This is a genomic window from Enemella evansiae, from assembly GCF_002250705.1.
GTDB lineage: Bacteria > Actinomycetota > Actinomycetes > Propionibacteriales > Propionibacteriaceae > Enemella > Enemella evansiae.
In genome coordinates, this window is record NZ_NMVP01000015.1 from 33,957 (window position 1) to 51,502 (window position 17,546).

Consider the following 17,546-nt stretch of genomic DNA (forward strand, 5'->3'; position numbering starts at 1 on the left):
GGCGGCATCATGACCGACTACAAGGTCGCGCTTTCCTTCGAGGACGGGGAAACGCGCTTCATCACCGTTGCCGACGACCAGAGCATCGCCGATGCGGCGTACCGGCAACGGATCAACATCCCGGTGGACTGCAATGACGGTGCCTGCGGCACCTGCAAGGCGTTCTGCGAATCGGGCAGCTACGATGCCGGCTTCTACGTCGAGGACGCGCTCAGCGAGAGCGAGGCGGAGAAGGGTTATCTCCTTGCCTGCCAGGCAAAACCGCAATCGGACCTGGTCGTGCAGATCAACAGCACCTCGGCGGTCGCGAAGACCCAGACGGCGACCTTCACCGGCACCGTCACCGATGTGCACCGCTACTCCGAGACCGTGATGCGGCTGCGGATGAGCATCCCGAACCGGGACAAGCTCGCCTTCCTGCCCGGGCAGTATGTGAACATCAAGATCCCCGGCAGCGAGGAGACCCGCTCCTACTCCTTCTCCAACGCACCGGAGGACGAGGAACTGGAGTTCCTGGTCAAGATCGTGCCCGGCGGGCTGATGTCCACCTGGCTCGCCGAACGCGCCGCGGTCGGTGACGAGGTCACCTTCAACGGCCCGCACGGATCGTTCTTCCTGCGTGAGGCCCACCGGCCGGTGCTGATGGTCGCCGGCGGGACCGGGCTGGCGCCGATGCTGGCGATGCTGCGAACCGTGGCCGGCAACGGCTCGAGCCGCACCATCCACCTGGTCTACGGTGCCAATGCCGACATCGACGCGGTCGAGCTGGACACGCTGGAGACGCTGTCGAGCCAGATCCGCAACTTCAGTTGGGACTACGTGATCGCCGACGAGGCGTCCACCGCGCCCAACAAGGGTTACGTGATGGGCATCATCAGCCCCGAGCATCTGCACGGCGGCGACACCGCGGTCTATCTCTGCGGCCCGCCGCCGATGGTGGAGGCGGTCCGCGGACACTTCGACGACGAGCTCGGCATCGAGCCGACCGGCTTCTACTACGAGAAATTCACCTCCGCCACCCCGCCCCGCCAGGCCGCGCCGGCGCCGGTGGAGATCGTGGAGGAACCGGCCGCCGAGGAGGCGGAGCCCGTCGAACCGATGCAACCCGCTGCCGCGGCGGCCGACCTCGACGTGCCGGCCGCGGGCGAGCTGATCCTCGCCGGTGCCGGTGCCGGTGCCGGTGCCGGTGCCGGGGCCCGCTCCCTGCTCGGCCAGAAACTGTTCGCCGCCGACGAGGCGCTGAGTCCCGCCCCGGCCTCCGCCGCCGCCCCGGTGGAATCGGTCGAACGCAAGCGATCCCTGCTGGGCAAGGAGATCTTCGCCACCGCGCTGACCGGGGAGCCGACGGCGCTGGCACCGGATCGCGGTATCGCACCGGAGGGTGCGAGCCGGGACCTGCTCGGCGAGCCGATCTTCCCGGCCCGCGAACTGGAGTCGGTGGGCGGTGCCGCACCGGCCGGGATCGCGGCCCGCTTCGTCGGTACGCCGGGGGCGGCGTCGCGCTCGTCGGGGGCTGGCTCGGGCGGTCCGGGAGAGGGGACCGGGGACGGCTACGAGATCGGTGAGGAGCATCCCTCGATCCTGCGCTCGGATGCCATCTTCGAGGCCCGACAGGCCCTCGAACTCGGTGCCCTGGAGCTGGTGCTGGGCAGGATCAGCAGCGGCCAGGTGGCCGGCTACCGGATGCTCGCGGAGGCGACTCTTCCTTATGTGCAAGGGGAACAGTTCGTCGATGCGATGACCTACACCCAGACCAATGCGGCCTTCCACGACTACCTGTTCTCCCTCACCGGCAACGATCACCTGCGGCAGGCGTACCAACGTCTCGGGGTGAAGGGTGCGATGGAGGAGACCCTCAAGCACGCCACCTGGTGCCACCCGTTGGTCGCCCGCGATCACGTCGACATGGTGGACGCGATCGCCGCCGGCGACCGGGAGCGGGCCCGTCAGTTGTTCATGGCGCACTCCGACCGCTCCAAGCTGACGATGCGCCGGGCGATGGAGGACCAGCGCAAGCGGCCGGCCAACATCAGCCCCGGACGTTTCGCCGGCAAGGTGGTGCTGGTCACCGGCGCCGCGCAGGGCATCGGCGAGGCGGTCGCCCGCCGGATCCACGCCGAGGGCGGCCGCCTGCTGCTCGCCGACCGCAGCGAGCTGGTCGAATCGCTGGCCGACGAGTTCTCCGGCGATCCGAGCCCCGACACCGCGGGTGCGGCCGCCCAGCTCGCCGACCTGGAGACCTTCGCCGGCGCGCAGTCGGTGGTGGACAGGGCGGTCGCCGAGTTCGGCCGGGTGGACATCGCGATCCATGTGGTCGGCGGCACGATCTGGCGCAAACCCTATGAGGAATACGATCCCGAGCAGATCACCGCCGAGATCAACCGTTCGCTCTATCCGACGCTGTGGGGTTGCCGCGCGGTGCTGCCGCAGCTCTACGAACAGGGCCACGGCACCATCGTCAACGTCTCCTCGATCGCCACGATGGGGTTGAACCGGTTGCCTTATGCGGCCGCCAAGGGCGGGGTGAACGCGATCACCAGATCGCTGGCCTTCGAGGCCGCCCCGCACGGGGTCCGGGTGGTCGCCACCGCCCCCGGTGGCACCGATGCACCGGCCCGCCGGGTGCCGCGCGGTGGCGAACCGCAGAACGAGCAGGAGGAGCAGTGGCACCAGGTGACCGTCGACCAGACGCTGGAATCCACGCTGCTCAAGCGATACGGCACCCTGGACGAACAGGCGGCGGCGATCTGCTTCCTGGCCAGCGATGAAGCGTCCTATCTCACCGGTCAGGTGCTTCCCGTGGGCGGCGGTGATCTCGGCTGAGCCCGCGCGTACCATTCGGCGGCATGGACCGTCCGCGGCCCGCCGAACCGGGCCATCTCGCCGGCGAGCCCGCCCGCGAGATCCCGCGCCTGGTGGAGCGGGCCCTGGACGGCCGCGCCACCGTGCTGCTGCTGCTGGCGCGGGACAGCGCCGACGCCGAGGCCGCCGTCCGCGGTCTGGTGCTGCCCACCCTGGAATCCCGCCAGCTGGCCGACGAGGCCTATACCGAGGTCTCGGCGATCGCCTGGGAACGCGAGCTGCCCGGGGCGGTGCTGGAACGACTCGGGCTGCCCGAGGTGACCGAGGCCGATCCGCGGCTCGGCCTGGCCGATACCGGGCCCCGGGTGCTGGTGGTCACCGAGGCCGGCGACGCCGATCCGGTCTCCCTGCACGCGCTCTCCTCGGCGGTGCACCGACTCGGGGACACCCCGCTGCTGGTGGTGCTCACCGGAGCGCTCGACGACTGCGACGCCGGCCCCTTGGCCGAGCTGGCGCGAGCCCACCGCGGCACCACCTGTCACCTGGAACGCCTCGACGCGGCCGGGGTGCAGGCGCTGGCCGCCGGGGTCGGCAACACCCTGGACGAGGCCACCGCGCGCCGGCTGGCCAAGCACACCGACGGATCGGCTGCCGCGGTGCTGGAGCTGCTCGCCGAGCAGGACCCGGACCTGTGGAAGGTGCCGGACTCGCCGCTGCCACCGACCGCGCGCGCCCTGCGGACCGTGCGGGCGCTGCTGGCCGAGGACGATCAGGTGCGCCTGCTCGTCGAGGCCTGCGCGATCATCGGCCGCTGGGCGGTGCTGGAGGAGGTCGCCACGCTGGCCGAGCTGGACGATCCGCTGCCGGTGCTGGACCGGGCGGTCGACCTCGGCGTGCTGCGTACCCGGCGGGCCAGCATGCGGCTGCTGGTCGGCTTCCGGTCGCGGCTGGTGCGCGCTGCGGCGTACGAATCGATGGGGGTGGCCCGGCAGCGGGAACTGCACATCCGCGCCGCCCGGGTGCTCGCCGACGAGGGGGCCCGGTTGCGGCAGCGGGCGCTGGCCGCCGGTGGCCCGGATGCGGAACTCGCCGCCGAACTCGACGACTGGGCGGCCCGCTGCGCCAGCGGCGGCTCCTGGGAACAGGCCGGTGAGGCCTGGTTGGCGGCCAGCCGGATGTCGGTCAGCGAGGCCGAGGCGGAGCGCCGGCTGGTGGACTGCCTGGATGCCACGGTCAGCAACGGCAACCTGTTCGAGGTGCAGGCGCTGATCCCGGAGCTGGAATCCACCTCCGCCTCCCCGCTGCGCGAGGCAGTTCTCGGCTACCACCAACTGATGCTCGGCCACCGCGACGAGGCGGAGGTGCTGCTGCACCGGGCATGGCAGCAGGCCGCCGACGACGACCGGGCCACCAAGTCCGCCATCGCGCACCGGATCGCGCTGCACAACCTGGTCGACTGGAACTCCGCCGGCCTGGTCACCTGGGCCGAGCGCGCCATCGAACTCGCCGACGGCGCGGTGCCCTCGGTGCCGTCCGGGTTGGAGGCGCACACCATGCTCGGGTTGGGCCTGGGCGGTGAGGGCCGTCCGGACGCGGCCCTGCAGGCGTACGCCAAGGTCACCAGCGCGGTCCGGGCCGGGGCGCAGGGCCAGCGGGCGATGATGGGGCAGGGCTGGCTGCTGCTCGCCCTGGACCGGGTGCCGCTGGCGGCGCACGAGCTGGAGATGGCCGCGCCCATCTCGGCCTGGCGCGGTTCGACCCGGATCTCGCTGTGGGCCTACGGCTGGCTCGCCCACGCCCGGCTCGCCCTGGGTGATCTGAGCGCGGCGCGGGCGGCGGTGGACCGGGCGATCCCGATGCTGGAGCAGACCGGCCAGAACGTCGCACTGCCGCTGGTGCACAGCGCCGGGGCGCAGATCGCCGCGCTGCGCGGGGAGATCGCGCTCGCCGACGAGCACGCCGCGAAGGCCGCCTCGGTGCGGACCGACTATCAGGCGATGCTGGTGGCCGCGACGATGGCCCGGGCGCATGTCTCGATCGCGACCGGCGACTATGCCGGTGCGGTCCGCGCCTTCGAACCGCTGCTCGCCACCCAACGGCACGCCGGTATCGACGAGCCGGGTTTCTGGCCCTGGCAGGATCTCTATGCGATCGCGCTGATCGCGATCGGTGAGGTGCAGGCCGCCGATGAGTTCCTGCGCCCGCACGAGGAGCTCGCCGCGGCCCGCCAGCACCGCTCGACGATGGCCCGGCTGGGCTCCGCGCGGGCGCGGGTGCTGTTCTCCACCGGTGAGGTGACCGCCGGCCGGGACGCGTTCGAGCGGGCCCTCGGGTTGATCTCGGATCTGCCGCTGTCGCTGCTGCGCACCCGGATCCACTTCGCCCAGGGGCAGGCGCTGCGCCGGGTCGGCAAGCGCCGGGATGCCGAGGCCGAGCTGCATCACGCCCGGCGGGGGTACGCGGCGATGGGTGCGACCGGTTACGTGGAACGCTGCGATCGGGAGCTCAAGGCCGGCACCCGCAGTCGCGACATCGACTCGCTCACCGAGCTCACCCCGCAGGAACAGGCGGTCGTCGAACTGGTGGTTCAGGGGATGACGAACCGGGAGGTCGCGGCCAGCCTGTTCATCTCGGTGAAGACCGTGCAGTACCACCTGACCCGCGTCTACGCGCGACTCGGCGTACGCTCCCGCGCCGAACTCACCGCCCTGCGCCACGGCGGCTGACACCCCACGCTCATCGAGTGGGCTGCGCAGCGCCACCTGACACCCGCACGCTCATCGAGTAGGTCGCGCAGCGACCGTGTCGAGATGAGGGCCCATATGCACCCGGCTCCGCTACGCCGGGCCAGCTCCTCGATGAGCGTTGTCAGTCGAGGTCGATGCCGAAGCGGGCGGCGTCGGCGGGGGTGTCGACATCGGAGAGGTCGACATCGGTGACGGTGACGGTGGTCCGCCGCAGGTCGGCCTGCAGCCGGCGTACCGAGACATCGCGGGTACGCCCCAGCGCGGCGAGTGCGCGGTGCAGGGCGTCGGTGCGGTGCGCGCCGAGCAGGATCTGCGGTTCGCCCCGATGTTCCAGCAGCACCGAATCCACCTCGGGCACCGCCTCGGGCAGGGCGCTCAGCAGAGCCGGTACCGCGGCCGGCAGCTCCGGATGGTCGACGGCCAGCACCAGCACCCAGTCCGCTCGCTCACCGGTCGTGGCCAGGGCCGCCAGGCCGCTGGCGATCCCGGCGACCGGGCCGCCGAAGGGCGGGTCCTCGGGGGCGAAGCGCACCCCGGCCGGCGGGTCGATCTCGGTCGGTCCGGCGACGACGACCGCACGAGCCGTCGCGCAGGCGGCGCAGGCGCGTTCCAGCAGGGTGGCGCCGGCGTAGGCGAGCCGCTGCTTCGGGCTGCCCAACCGGCTGGCGCGGCCGCCGCTGAGGATGATCGCGTCGTACCCGGGGATCGTCATGCCCTCAACCATCGCAGTCGTCAGGAGCCGGCGCCGGAACCGGACGACCCGGAGCCGCTGCCGGAGCCCGAACCGCTGCTACCGCTGCCGCCCGAGCCGGAGCCCGAACCACTGCCGGAACCGCTGCCGGACCCGGAACCGCTGCCGCCCGAGCCGGAACCGGACCCGTTCGACCCGGAGCCCGATCCCGAACCGGAACCGTTCGAGCCGGATTCGGAGCCGCTGCCCGAACCGGAACCGCTGCCGGAGCCGCCCTCGCTGCCGCTGGAGCCGGTGCTCTGACCGGTGGGCCGCTGGGTCGGCTGGCTCTCGCTGCTGCTCCGGCTGGTCGGCTCGGCGTCCGGAGTGGCCCGGCCGCTCGGCCGGGCGGTCGGCTCATCGCTGCGTTCGCCACCGGTGGCCTTCGGTGAGGGGGTACGCTCCGCCGCGCCACCGCCACCGGATCCACCGGAACCGATCTGGGCCACCGTGGTGCCCTGGCCGCCGGAGAGGGCGTTGCCGGTCAGCGCCTCGAAGCCGGTGATCAGCAACCCGGCCAGCAGGAAGATCGCGGCCGCCGCGCCGAGCAGATGCAGCATCTTGAACCGCGGCCTGGCCGGCTCGTCCTCGGTGGTGGCCACCGCGGTCGCACCGGCCGGCGGGTCGGCCGGGGTGCTCGGCGTACCGGGTTCACCGACCCGTTCGCCGATCGGCAGCGCGCGGGTCTCGTCCGCCTGGTACGCCGCCGTGGGCTGGTCCGCCGCGGCCAGGGGAGCGGTGCGGTCGCTGGTCCCGCGCTCGGGGAACGTGGTGGAGTCGAGCACAGGGGATGTCGGGGAGTCGGCTCCGGCAGGAAGCTGCGCGGTCGGCGTACCCGAAGCCGCGGACCCGCCCAGATAGGGAGAGGACCCGGCGGCCGGACCGGCCGATCCGTCGCGCTCGCCGGCGCTGACCCGGGTCGCGCCGGAGCCCGGCCGGCGGACGATCCCGCTCACCCGGGCGGAGGTGCTGCGGATGGTGCGGGTGTAGACCGCACCGCCGACCGCTGCCACCACGCTGACCAGCGCGGCACCGACGACGGTGCCCGCCACGCCGAGCCGGGAGCCGACCGCCGCGGCGGTGGATGCCGCCAGCGCACCGCCCATCACCTGGGGCACGGAGAGCCCGAGCATCGGCTCTTTCGGGGTCTCGTCCTCATCGGTCGCTGCGGCCGACCTGCTGCGGGAGTTGATTGCGTCTGCCATCTGCCTCGGATTCCAGAACGTGGGAGGGAAGTGCTGTCTGTCTGGCGGCGCTGCCTCGCGGACCACTCTAGGGGCGGCGCTCAAGCCCGATTTGGCATTACTACGACACGTAGTATGTAATTACTACGCAGCGTAGTTGGACATTGCGGAGTCCGGTGGAAACCCCACCCCAGCAGGCAGGAGCGCCCCCATGACGATCGATGAGGCCCGCGGTGCGGGCGGCCCGCAGCTGCCGCCGGTGGAGGGCCCCGACGGCCCGTTGATGGACCAGCTGATCGGCCTCGGCAAGGTCTTCAGCCGCGCCGACACCACCCCCGACAACCGGGCGATCTTCCGCCAGGGCGGTCGGCAGGGTGATGTCTTCTACCGCGATCGCTGGAGCCACGACAAGGTGGTGCGCTCGACCCACGGGGTGAACTGCACCGGCTCCTGCTCCTGGAAGGTCTACGTCCGCGACGGGATCATCACCTGGGAGGCGCAGCAGACCGACTATCCGAGCACCGGTCCGGACCGCCCCGAATACGAACCGCGCGGTTGCCCGCGGGGTGCCGCGTTCTCCTGGTACACCTACAGCCCGACCCGGGTGAAGTATCCCTACGGCCGCGGCGTCCTGCTGGAGATGTACCGCGAGGCGAAGCGGACCCAGCCCGACCCGGTCGCCGCCTGGACCTCGATCGTCTCCGATCCCGAGAAGCGGCGCCGCTGGCAGCAGGCCCGCGGCAAGGGCGGCCTGGTCCGGATGAGCTGGGACGAGGCGCTCGAGCTGACCGCCGCCTCCTATGTGCACACGATCAAGACCTGGGGGCCGGACCGGCTCGTCTCCTTCTCCCCGATCCCGGCGATGAGCCAGGTCTCGCACGCGATCGGCACCCGCTTCACCCACCTCCTCGGCGGGGCGATGACGAGCTTCTACGACTGGTACGCCGACCTGCCGGTCGCCAGCCCGCAGACCTTCGGCGACCAGACCGATGTGCCCGAATCCGGGGACTGGTGGGATGCCACCTATCTGATGATGTGGGGCTCCAACGTCCCGGTAACCCGGACCCCGGACGCGCACTGGATGACCGAGGTCCGTTACCGCGGCACGAAGGTGGTCACGGTCAGCCCCGACTACGCCGACAACACCAAGTTCGCCGACGAATGGCTGCCCGCCCAGGCCGGTACCGATGCCGCGCTGGCGATGGCGATGGGGCATGTGGTCCTCAAGGAGAACTTCGTCGAGCGCCGGGTGCCGTTCTTCACCGACTACGTCACCAGCTACACCGATCTGCCGCACCTGGTCCGCCTCGACCAGCGCGACGGCCGCTGGTGCGCCGGCAAGTTCCTCACCGGGGCCGACCTCGGTGACAGCAGTGAGGATCCGGCGTTCAAGACCGTCGTCTGGGACTCGGTCACCGACGCCCCGGCGATCCCCAACGGGTCGATGGGTTTCCGCTACCACGCCGACGGCGCCGGGAAGTGGAATCTCGACCTCGGCGACGTCAAGCCCGCGCTGTCCATGATCGATGTCGATCATGAAACCCTCGAGGTCGCCCTGCCGGCGTTCACCGACCCGCGCGGCGAGGGGTCGGTGCTCACCCGCGGGGTCCCGGTACGCCGGATCGCCGAGCACCTGGTCTGCACCGTCTTCGACCTGATGCTGGCCCAGTACGGCGTGGCCCGCGACGGCCTGCCGGGGGAGTGGCCGGCCGGTTACGACGACGCCAGCCAGCCCTACACCCCGGCCTGGCAGGAGGAGATCACCTCGGTGCCGGCCGAGCAGTGCCTGCGGATCGCCCGCGAGTTCGCCCGCAACGGCGAACAGTCCAGGGGCCGTTCCATGATCATCATGGGCGCCGGGGTCTGCCACTGGTTCCACGCCGATGTGATGTACCGCTCGATCATCGCGCTGCTGATGCTCACCGGCTGCATCGGCCGCAACGGCGGCGGCTGGGCCCACTACGTCGGCCAGGAGAAGTGCCGGCCGATGATCGGCTGGTTCAACCTGGCCAATGCCACCGACTGGCAGCGCCCGCCGCGGACCATGATCGGCACCGGTTACTGGTACATGCACACCGACCAGTGGCGCACCGACGGCTACTCCGCCGACGCGATCACCTCACCGCTGTCCACCGGCCAGCTCGACGGGATGCACACCGCCGACGCGCTGGTCCGCGCCAACCGGCTGGGCTGGATGCCGTTCTATCCGCAGTTCGACCGCAACCCGCTCGACCTGGCCGACCAGGCCAGGGCGGCGGTGGAGCGCGGCGAGGCCGAATCGGTCGGTGAGTGGATCGCCGGTGAGCTGAAGGCCGGCCGGCTGAAGTCCGCGATCGAGGACATCGACGCACCCCGGAACTGGCCGCGCAACCTGATGCTGTGGCGCTCCAACCTGTTCGGCTCCTCGGCGAAGGGCAACGAATACTTCCTCAAGCACCTGCTCGGCACCCACAACAACGTGATGCCGAACGGCCACGGCGACGGGCTGCGACCCGACGAGATCGCCTGGCACGACGAGGCGCCCGAGGGGAAGCTCGACCTGCTGGTCTCCGCCGACTTCCGGATGACCTCCACCACGCTGCTGTCCGACATCGTCTTCCCGGCCGCCACCTGGTACGAGAAATACGACCTGTCCTCGACCGACATGCACCCCTATGTGCACGCGTTCACCCCGGCGATCAGCCCGCCGTGGGAGGCGAAGACCGACTTCGAGCTCTTCCGGTTGCTGGCCGAGCGGATCTCGGCGTACGCCCGGACGCACCTCGGCACCCGATCCGATGTCGTCGCCGTCCCGCTGCAGCACGACACCCCCGGACAGATCGCCCAGCCCGGTGGCGGCGTACCGGACTGGAAGGGGACCGACCGGCCGGCCCGGCCGGGGCAGAACCTGCCGAATCTGATGGTGGTCGAGCGCGACTACACCGCGATCACCGACAAGCTGCTCAGCGTCGGCCCGCTCGCCGACCGGCTCGGGTTCACGGTGAAGAACATCACCTACGACGTCGAGCACCAGGTCGGCCAGCTGGCGCAGCTGTTCGGGGTCTACGACCGCGGTGCCGCCGCCGGCCGGCCGGCGATGAACACCGACCAGCGGATGGCCGAATCGATCCTGATGTTCTCCGGCACCACCAACGGGGAGCTCGCCACCCAGGGATTCCGCACCCTGGAGAAGATGACCGGGCGCCGGCTCGCCGACCTGTCGGAGGGTTCGGAGGAGCGCCGGATCACCTTCGCCGAAACGCAGAACGCGCCGCAACCGGTGATCACCTCACCGGAGTGGTCCGGGTCGGAGACCGGCGGCCGCCGCTACACCGCGTTCACCATCAACACCGAGCGGCTGAAGCCGTGGCACACCCTGTCGGGGCGGATGCACTTCTTCCTCGATCACGACTGGCTGATCGACGCGGGGGAGCAGCTGCCGATCTACCGGCCGCCGCTGAACATGACCCGGATGTACGGGGAGCCCGAGCTGGGTACCCGCGGCGCCAACCCCGCGCGTGAGATCGCCGTCAGGTATCTCACTCCGCACAACAAGTGGGCGATCCACTCCGAATACCAGGACAACCTGTTCATGCTGTCGCTGAGCCGCGGTGGCCCGGCCTGCTGGTTGAGCACCGAGGACGCGGCCGCGATCGAGGTGCGCGACAACGACTGGGTCGAACTGGTGAACGCCAACGGTGTCTTCGTCGCCCGGGCAATCGTCAGCCCACGGATGCCGACGGGGGTGGTCTACGTGCCGCACGCCCAGGAGCGCACCGTCGACGTGCCGAAATCCGAGGCGACCGGCCGCCGCGGCGGCATCCACAACTCGGTCACCCGGATCCTGCTCAAGCCGACCCATCTGATCGGCGGGTACGCCCACCTGGCGTACGCCTTCAACTATCTCGGCCCGACCGGTGTCCAGCGCGACATCGTCTCGGTCATCCGCAAGCGCTCCCAGGAGGTGCAGTACTGATGCGCATCATGTGCCAGGTCGGCATGGTGATGAACCTCGACAAGTGCATCGGCTGCCACACCTGTTCGGTCACCTGCAAGCAGGCGTGGACCAACCGGGCCGGGACCGAGTACGTCTGGTTCAACAATGTCGAGACCCGCCCCGGACAGGGCTATCCGCGCCGCTACGAGGATCAGCAGAAGTGGAAGGGCGGCTGGACGCTGAACCGGCGCGGCCGGCTGCAGCTGAAGTCGGGCAACCGGCTCACCAAACTGCTCGGCATCTTCGCCTCCCCGGTGCAGCCGGAGCTCGCCGACTACTACGAGCCGTGGACCTACGACTACCAGACCCTGGTCACCGCACCGCTCGGTGACGACTTCCCGGTCGCCCGGCCGAAGTCGCTGATCACCGGCAAGGACATGAAGATCACCTGGTCCTCGAACTGGGACGACAATCTCGGTGGCGCCGGGGAGATGGGTCAGCTCGACCCGATCGTGGAAACCCTGCGTGAGCAGGCGAACGAGAGCATCCGGTTCTCCTACGAGAAGACCTTCATGTTCTATCTGCCGCGGATCTGCGAACACTGTCTGAATCCGTCCTGCATGGCATCCTGCCCCTCGGGTGCGATCTACAAGCGGGTCGAGGACGGCATCGTGCTGGTCGATCAGGACAGGTGCCGCGGCTGGCGGCAGTGCGTCACCGGCTGCCCCTACAAGAAGGTCTATTTCAACCACCGCACCGGAAAAGCGGAGAAGTGCACGTTCTGCTACCCGCGGTTGGAGGTCGGGTTGCCGACCGTGTGCGCCGAGACCTGCGTCGGCCGGCTGCGCTACATCGGGGTCTTCCTCTACGACGCCGATGCGGTGACCGCGGCGGCGAGCGTACCGGATGAACAGGACCTCTACCGCGCGCAGCTCGACCTGATGCTCGATCCCGAGGACCCGGAGATCGTCCGGATCGCCCGCCAGCAAGGGATTCCCGAGGACTGGCTGGAGGCGGCGCGACGCTCACCGGTGTACGCCTTGGCGAAGAAACACCAGGTGGCGCTGCCGCTGCATCCGGAATACCGCACCATGCCGATGGTCTGGTACATCCCGCCGCTGTCCCCGGTGGTGGACCTGCTCTCCGCCCAGGGCCACGACGCCGAGGAGCCGGGCACCCTGTTCGGTGCCATCGATGCGCTGCGGATCCCCGCGGAATACCTGGCCGAACTGTTCACCGCCGGCGATGTCGACGAGGTGGATCGGGTGCTGAAGGTGCTCGCCGGGATGCGGTCCTACATGCGCGGGGTCACCCTCGGTGGGGCGGGGGACGAGAGCGTCGCCGAGCTGATCGGTCACACCGGCGACGAGCTGCAGCAGCTCTACCGGTTGCTCGCGATCGCCAAGTACGACGAGCGTTACGTGATCCCCAAGGCACACGTCGAGCAGGCCCACGACCTGGAGGAACTGGGCTGCTCCCTCGATCTCGACGGCGGTCCGGGGATGTATGAGACCAGTGCCTTCGGTGAGATGTCCGGGCGGCCGACCCCGGTCGCGGTGGAGACCTTCGCGGCCCTGAAGCAGCGCCAGACCACCGCCGAGGCGGCCGGTGAGGAGCAGCTGGAGAACCGGGTCAACCTGCTCAACTGGGACGGCAACGGCACTCCCGACGGTATCTTTCCCAAGGAGCGTTGATGAACGCGACGATGGTGTACGCCGCAGCGGCGGCCTGTCTGCGGCACCCGGACGAGCAGCTGCTGGCCGCGCTGCCGACGATCACCCGGGCCGCCGACCAGGCCGGCGCGGCGGAACTGTTCGCACCGCTGCTGACGCACCTCGGCGGCCACTCGCTGATCGAGCTGCAGGCCTGCCACGCCCAGGAGTTCGACCTCTCCCGCCGGCACGCGCTGCACCTCACCTACTGGACCGACGGCGACACCCGCCGCCGCGGGGAATCCCTGCTGCGCTTCAAGAAGGCGTACCGGGACTCCGGTCTGCTGGTCGACCTGGCCGGTGAACTGCCCGACCATCTGCCGATGGTGCTCGAGTTCGCGGTGCAGCTGCCGGAACAGGGATTCCAGCTGCTGCAGCAATCCCGGCCGAGCCTGGAACTGCTGCGGTTGGCGCTGCGCGATGACGAGTTGCCGCACGCCGGCGTCCTCACCGCCATCTGCGCGACCCTGCCGGGGAGGTCACCGGAGGACCGGTTGTCGATCTCCCGGATGGCCGGCGTACCCGAACAGCCACCCAGCGAATCCGTCGGCCTGGCGCCCTATGGCACCCGGCTGCCCCTGATCACCGAGGAGCTCCCGTGAATCCCCTCGACACCGCGGCGGTGGGCCCGCTGGACATCCTGCTGTGGGGGGTCTTCCCCTACCTGTCCTTCGCACTGCTGGTCGGTGGCACGATCTGGCGCTGGCGCTACGACCAGTTCGGCTGGACCACCCGCTCCTCCCAGCTCTACGAGGGCGGCCTGCTGCGGATCGCCTCACCGCTGTTCCACTTCGGCATCCTCGCCGTGGTCGCCGGGCACGTGATGGGCCTGCTGATCCCGAAATCGTTCACCGACGCGATCGGTTTCAGCCAGTCCGCCTACCATGTCGTCGCCTTCTTCATCGGTGGGCTGGCGGGCGTGTGCACCCTGGTCGGGCTGGCGCTGCTGATCTGGCGGCGCCGGACCACCGGGCCGGTGTTCAATGCCACCACCGTGAACGACAAGGTGATGTATGTCTTCCTGACCGCGGCGCTGGTGCTCGGCCTGCTGGCCACCTTCTTCGGCAGCCGCGGTTCCGACGGGGGAGAGCACAACTACCGCGAGACCGTCTCGATCTGGTACCGCTCGCTGTTCTACTTCCAGCCGAAGATCGAGGACATGGTGGCCGCGCCGACGGTCTTCCACGTGCATGTGCTGGTGGCGATGACGCTGTTCGCGATCTGGCCGTTCACCCGGTTGGTGCACGCCTTCAGTGCCCCGGTGCACTACCTCTTCCGGCCCTACATCGTCTATCGCAGCAGGGATCCCCGGCATCGGGCCGGCGCCCAGGTCACCCGCCGCGGCTGGGACCCGATCGGCACCCGCGACAACCACCGCCCCGGGCGTACCGAGCGACGCGAGCGTTCCGGGCGTACCGACCGCACCACCAGGAAGTAGCCCATGACGCACGAAACGGCCCCCGCGGACCACGCACCCCGCGGGTCGGGCCGGGTACTCACCCTGTCCTCGATCGCCTTCACCGTGATGTTCGCGGTGTGGTTGATGTTCGGAATCCTCGGCAAACCGATCCAGCAGGAGTTCGGGCTGAGCGATGTCCAGCTGTCCTGGATCAGCGCGGTCGCCATCCTGAACGGGTCGATGTGGCGGTTGCCGGCCGGCATGCTCACCGACCGGGTCGGTGGCCGGAAGATGATGCTGGTCATCCTGGTCTGCTCCGCGGTGGCGGCCTTCGCGGTCAGCTTCGCGCAGAACTACGCGATGCTGCTGGTGCTGGCCTTCCTGGTCGGCTTCGCCGGCAACTCGTTCTCGGTCGGCATCGCCTGGAACTCGGCCTGGTTCCCCAAGCGCCGCCAGGGCCTGGCGCTCGGTGTCTTCGGCGCCGGCAACGTCGGCGCCTCGGTGACCAAGTTCATCGGCCCGCCGCTGATCGCCGGCACCGCCGGGGCGACCTATCTGGGTGTCATCCCCGGTGGCTGGCGACTGGTCCCGGTGATCTATGCCGGACTGTTGCTGCTGCTCGCCGTGGCCATCGCGGTCGGCGCGCCGCGACCGGATCGGATGACCGGCTCGGGCAAGTCACTCGGCGAGATGCTGCGGCCGCTGCGGCAGGCCCGGGTCTGGCGGTTCAGTCTCTACTACGTCGCGGTCTTCGGGGCGTACGTGGCGCTCTCGGCCTGGCTGCCGAAGTACTACATGGACAACTTCGGGGTCACGCTGACCGCCGCCGGCCTGCTCACCGCCACCTTCATCTTCCCCGCCTCGCTGCTGCGGCCGCTCGGCGGCTGGTTCTCCGACCGGTGGGGTGCGCGGCGGGCGATGTACGGCACCTTCGCGGTGATGCTGGTGACCACCGGCATCCTGATGATGCCGAACGGCCATCTGGTCATCGACCACGCCGACGGCAGCAGCAGCGAGCACCTGGCGTACGCCATGGGCCTGCTGCCGTTCGCGGTGCTGGTCTTCCTGCTGGGCTGCGCGATGGGGGTCGGCAAGGCCGCGGTCTACAAGCACATCCCGGAGTACTTCCCCGACAACGTCGGCTCCGTCGGCGGGCTGGTCGGGATGCTCGGCGGGCTGGGCGGCTTCCTGCTGCCACCGCTGTTCGCCTACACCAAGGCCTGGTCCGGCTTCCCGACCAGCACCTTCTTCGTGCTCTTCCTGCTCACCGCCGCCTGCGCGATCTGGATGCACCTGACCGTGGTCCGGATGCTGCACGAGCGCTCACCCGAGCTGGCCGAGGACATCGAAACACCCACACCCGCGGAGGTAGACGCATGAGTGAGACCACAGCCGAGAAACCCAGGGGCCGGGAGTGGCTCACCAGCTGGGACCCCGAGGACGAGCAGAACTGGGACAAGGGGCTCGCCTGGCGTACCCTCTGGATCTCCACCTTCACCCTCACCCTCTGCTTCGTCGCCTGGTTCCTGCCCAGCGCGATCGCACCGAAGCTGACCAACCTCGGTTTCGACCTGACCACCAACCAGCTCTACTGGCTGACCGCGATGCCCGGGCTCGCCGGCGGCCTGCTGCGGATCGTCTGGATGGTGCTGCCACCGATCCTGGGCACCCGCAAGCTGGTCACCCTGACCACGCTGCTGCTGATCTTCCCGGTGCTCGGCTGGGGGGTCCGCGTACAGGACCCGACGACGCCGTTCTGGGAACTGCTGCTGCTCGCCTTCCTCTCCGGCATCGGCGGCGGTGCGTTCTCCGGTTTCATGCCCTCGACCTCCTATTTCTTCCCGCGGTCGAAACAGGGCACCGCGCTCGGCCTGCAGGCCGGCATCGGCAACTTCGGCGTCTCCCTGGTGCAGCTGCTGACGCCGTGGCTGATCGGCTTCGGGATGTTCGCCTTCATGGGCAGCCCGCAGCTGATGACCGGGCTGCCCGGCAAGCCGACGACCGAGGTCTGGTACCAGAACGCGGCGCTGTTCTACATCCCGTTCATCATCATCGGCGCCGTGGTGGCCTGGCTGATGCTGAAGTCGGTACCGGTGAAGGCGAACATCCGCCAGCAGTTCGACATCTTCACCAACGCCGATACCTGGTACATGACGCTGATCTACATCATGACCTTCGGCACCTTCTCCGGGCTGTCCGCGCAGTTCGGGCTGCTGATGAAGAACCTCTACGGGGCCGGGAACCCGGCGATCGTCTCCGGGACGGGGGCGAACGCCCAGCTGCTGGTGGCCGGTTACCAGGTGCCGGACCCGGTCAGCTATGTCTTCCTCGGTGCGCTGGTCGGGGCCGGGGCGCGGGTGCTGTTCGCGCCGCTGACCGACAAGATGGGCGGCGCGGTCTGGACGCTGGTCTCCGGGCTGGGCATCCTCGGTTCGATCCTGTTCACGATGACCGCGCTGACACCGGACCCCGCGGCCGGAGCCGAGGCGCTGCAGGGCCAGTTCACCCGGTTCCTGTGGGGGATGCTGCTGATCTTCCTGTTCTCCGGGATCGGGAACGCGTCGACCTTCAAGCAGATGCCGATGATCTTCGAACGCCGCCAGGCCGGTGGGGTGATCGGCTGGACCGCCGCCATCGCCGCCTTCGGGCCCTTCCTGTTCGGTATCGGGCTGACCCTGATGAGCGCGTGGACCTTCTATCTGATCGGCGCGGTCTGGGCGGTTCTCTGCATCCTCATCACCTGGCAGCGGTACGCCCGCCCGAACGCCCCGAAGAAGAGCTGAGGAGGCCCATCGAGCAGCGACCCCGGCGCAGCGGAGCGGGTGGGTCACGCACATCGAGTAGCAACCCCGGCGCAGCGGAGCGGAGCCGGGGTTGCGACGGTCCTATAGATCGTCAAGTGGTCATGAGGTCGGTTTTGAGGTTTCGGTAGATGGTGCGGGCGAGGTGGCGTTTGAGGCATCGGATGGTTTCGGCGCGGGTCTTGTGTTCGCTGGTGCGTCGGTGGAAGTAGGCCTGGGTGTCGGGGTCGCGGCGCAGCCGGCCGATGATGACCA

The 17,546-nt window shown here is 69.8% G+C and carries 10 protein-coding genes; 8 read left to right on the forward strand and 2 right to left on the reverse strand.

Translation table 11 applies throughout. The annotated features are described in order from the left end of the window. The first annotated feature begins 9 nt into the window (after nt 1-9). Together benC and BI335_RS11090 are read left to right on the forward strand one after the other, a co-directional pair. Nucleotides 10-2,823: a benzoate 1,2-dioxygenase electron transfer component BenC gene (gene benC / locus BI335_RS11085; RefSeq protein WP_094430975.1), complete on the forward strand. Its 2,814-nt coding sequence runs from the start codon at nt 10-12 to the stop codon at nt 2,821-2,823. 23 nt (nt 2,824-2,846) lie between these two features. After that, entirely contained in the window at nt 2,847-5,528 is a 2,682-nt protein-coding gene (locus BI335_RS11090; protein ID WP_094430977.1) for a helix-turn-helix transcriptional regulator, read from the forward strand. A gap of 142 nt (nt 5,529-5,670) precedes the next feature. On the opposite strand, the gene mobA is transcribed toward BI335_RS11090, so the two are convergent. Together mobA and BI335_RS21425 are read right to left on the reverse strand one after the other, a co-directional pair. Continuing rightward, nucleotides 5,671-6,261 carry a molybdenum cofactor guanylyltransferase gene (gene mobA, locus BI335_RS11095; RefSeq protein ID WP_094430979.1) on the reverse strand — a complete coding sequence of 197 codons (591 nt, stop codon included), beginning with the start codon at nt 6,259-6,261 and terminating at the stop codon, nt 5,671-5,673. A gap of 20 nt (nt 6,262-6,281) precedes the next feature. After that, nucleotides 6,282-7,484, reverse strand: coding sequence for a hypothetical protein (locus BI335_RS21425; protein ID WP_172421849.1), 1,203 nt, complete (start codon nt 7,482-7,484; stop codon nt 6,282-6,284). A gap of 190 nt (nt 7,485-7,674) precedes the next feature. Between BI335_RS21425 and BI335_RS11105 the strand changes: the two genes are divergently transcribed. From BI335_RS11105 to BI335_RS11130, 6 genes are read left to right on the forward strand one after another with little or no spacing between them, the layout of a single operon-like run. After that, entirely contained in the window at nt 7,675-11,418 is a 3,744-nt protein-coding gene (locus BI335_RS11105; protein ID WP_094430982.1) for a nitrate reductase subunit alpha, read from the forward strand. Further along, a complete protein-coding gene (gene narH / locus BI335_RS11110; RefSeq protein ID WP_094430984.1) occupies nt 11,418-13,073 on the forward strand; it encodes a nitrate reductase subunit beta in 1,656 nt (551 codons plus the stop codon). Before BI335_RS11105 ends, narH begins: the two co-directional genes overlap by 1 nt. Further along, nucleotides 13,073-13,693, forward strand: coding sequence for a nitrate reductase molybdenum cofactor assembly chaperone (narJ, locus tag BI335_RS11115; RefSeq protein WP_094430986.1), 621 nt, complete (start codon nt 13,073-13,075; stop codon nt 13,691-13,693). The genes narH and narJ overlap by 1 nt, the downstream gene beginning before the upstream one ends. Continuing rightward, on the forward strand, nt 13,690-14,529 hold the full coding sequence (narI, locus tag BI335_RS11120; protein WP_229117854.1) for a respiratory nitrate reductase subunit gamma: 840 nt from the start codon (nt 13,690-13,692) through the stop codon (nt 14,527-14,529). Before narJ ends, narI begins: the two co-directional genes overlap by 4 nt. Before the next feature lie 3 nt (nt 14,530-14,532). Then, nucleotides 14,533-15,870: an MFS transporter gene (locus BI335_RS11125; RefSeq protein ID WP_094430988.1), complete on the forward strand. Its 1,338-nt coding sequence runs from the start codon at nt 14,533-14,535 to the stop codon at nt 15,868-15,870. Continuing rightward, nucleotides 15,867-17,273 (forward strand): MFS transporter, encoded by a 1,407-nt coding sequence (locus tag BI335_RS11130; protein ID WP_094405555.1) that lies wholly within the window; start codon nt 15,867-15,869, stop codon nt 17,271-17,273. The genes BI335_RS11125 and BI335_RS11130 overlap by 4 nt, the downstream gene beginning before the upstream one ends. Nucleotides 17,274-17,546: the final 273 nt, after the last annotated feature.

Bases quoted from the DNA above. Each gene is read 5' to 3' on its own strand.
- narJ (WP_094430986.1), top strand. From the start codon at position 13,073: ATGAACGCGACGATGGTGTACGCCGCAGCGGCGGCCTGTCTGCGGCAC.
- narH (WP_094430984.1), top strand. From the start codon at position 11,418: ATGCGCATCATGTGCCAGGTCGGCATGGTGATGAACCTCGACAAGTGC.
- mobA (WP_094430979.1), bottom strand. From the start codon at position 6,261: ATGACGATCCCCGGGTACGACGCGATCATCCTCAGCGGCGGCCGCGCC.
- BI335_RS11130 (WP_094405555.1), top strand. From the start codon at position 15,867: ATGAGTGAGACCACAGCCGAGAAACCCAGGGGCCGGGAGTGGCTCACC.
- BI335_RS11105 (WP_094430982.1), top strand. From the start codon at position 7,675: ATGACGATCGATGAGGCCCGCGGTGCGGGCGGCCCGCAGCTGCCGCCG.
- benC (WP_094430975.1), top strand. From the start codon at position 10: ATGACCGACTACAAGGTCGCGCTTTCCTTCGAGGACGGGGAAACGCGC.
- BI335_RS11090 (WP_094430977.1), top strand. From the start codon at position 2,847: ATGGACCGTCCGCGGCCCGCCGAACCGGGCCATCTCGCCGGCGAGCCC.
- BI335_RS11125 (WP_094430988.1), top strand. From the start codon at position 14,533: ATGACGCACGAAACGGCCCCCGCGGACCACGCACCCCGCGGGTCGGGC.
- BI335_RS21425 (WP_172421849.1), bottom strand. From the start codon at position 7,484: ATGGCAGACGCAATCAACTCCCGCAGCAGGTCGGCCGCAGCGACCGAT.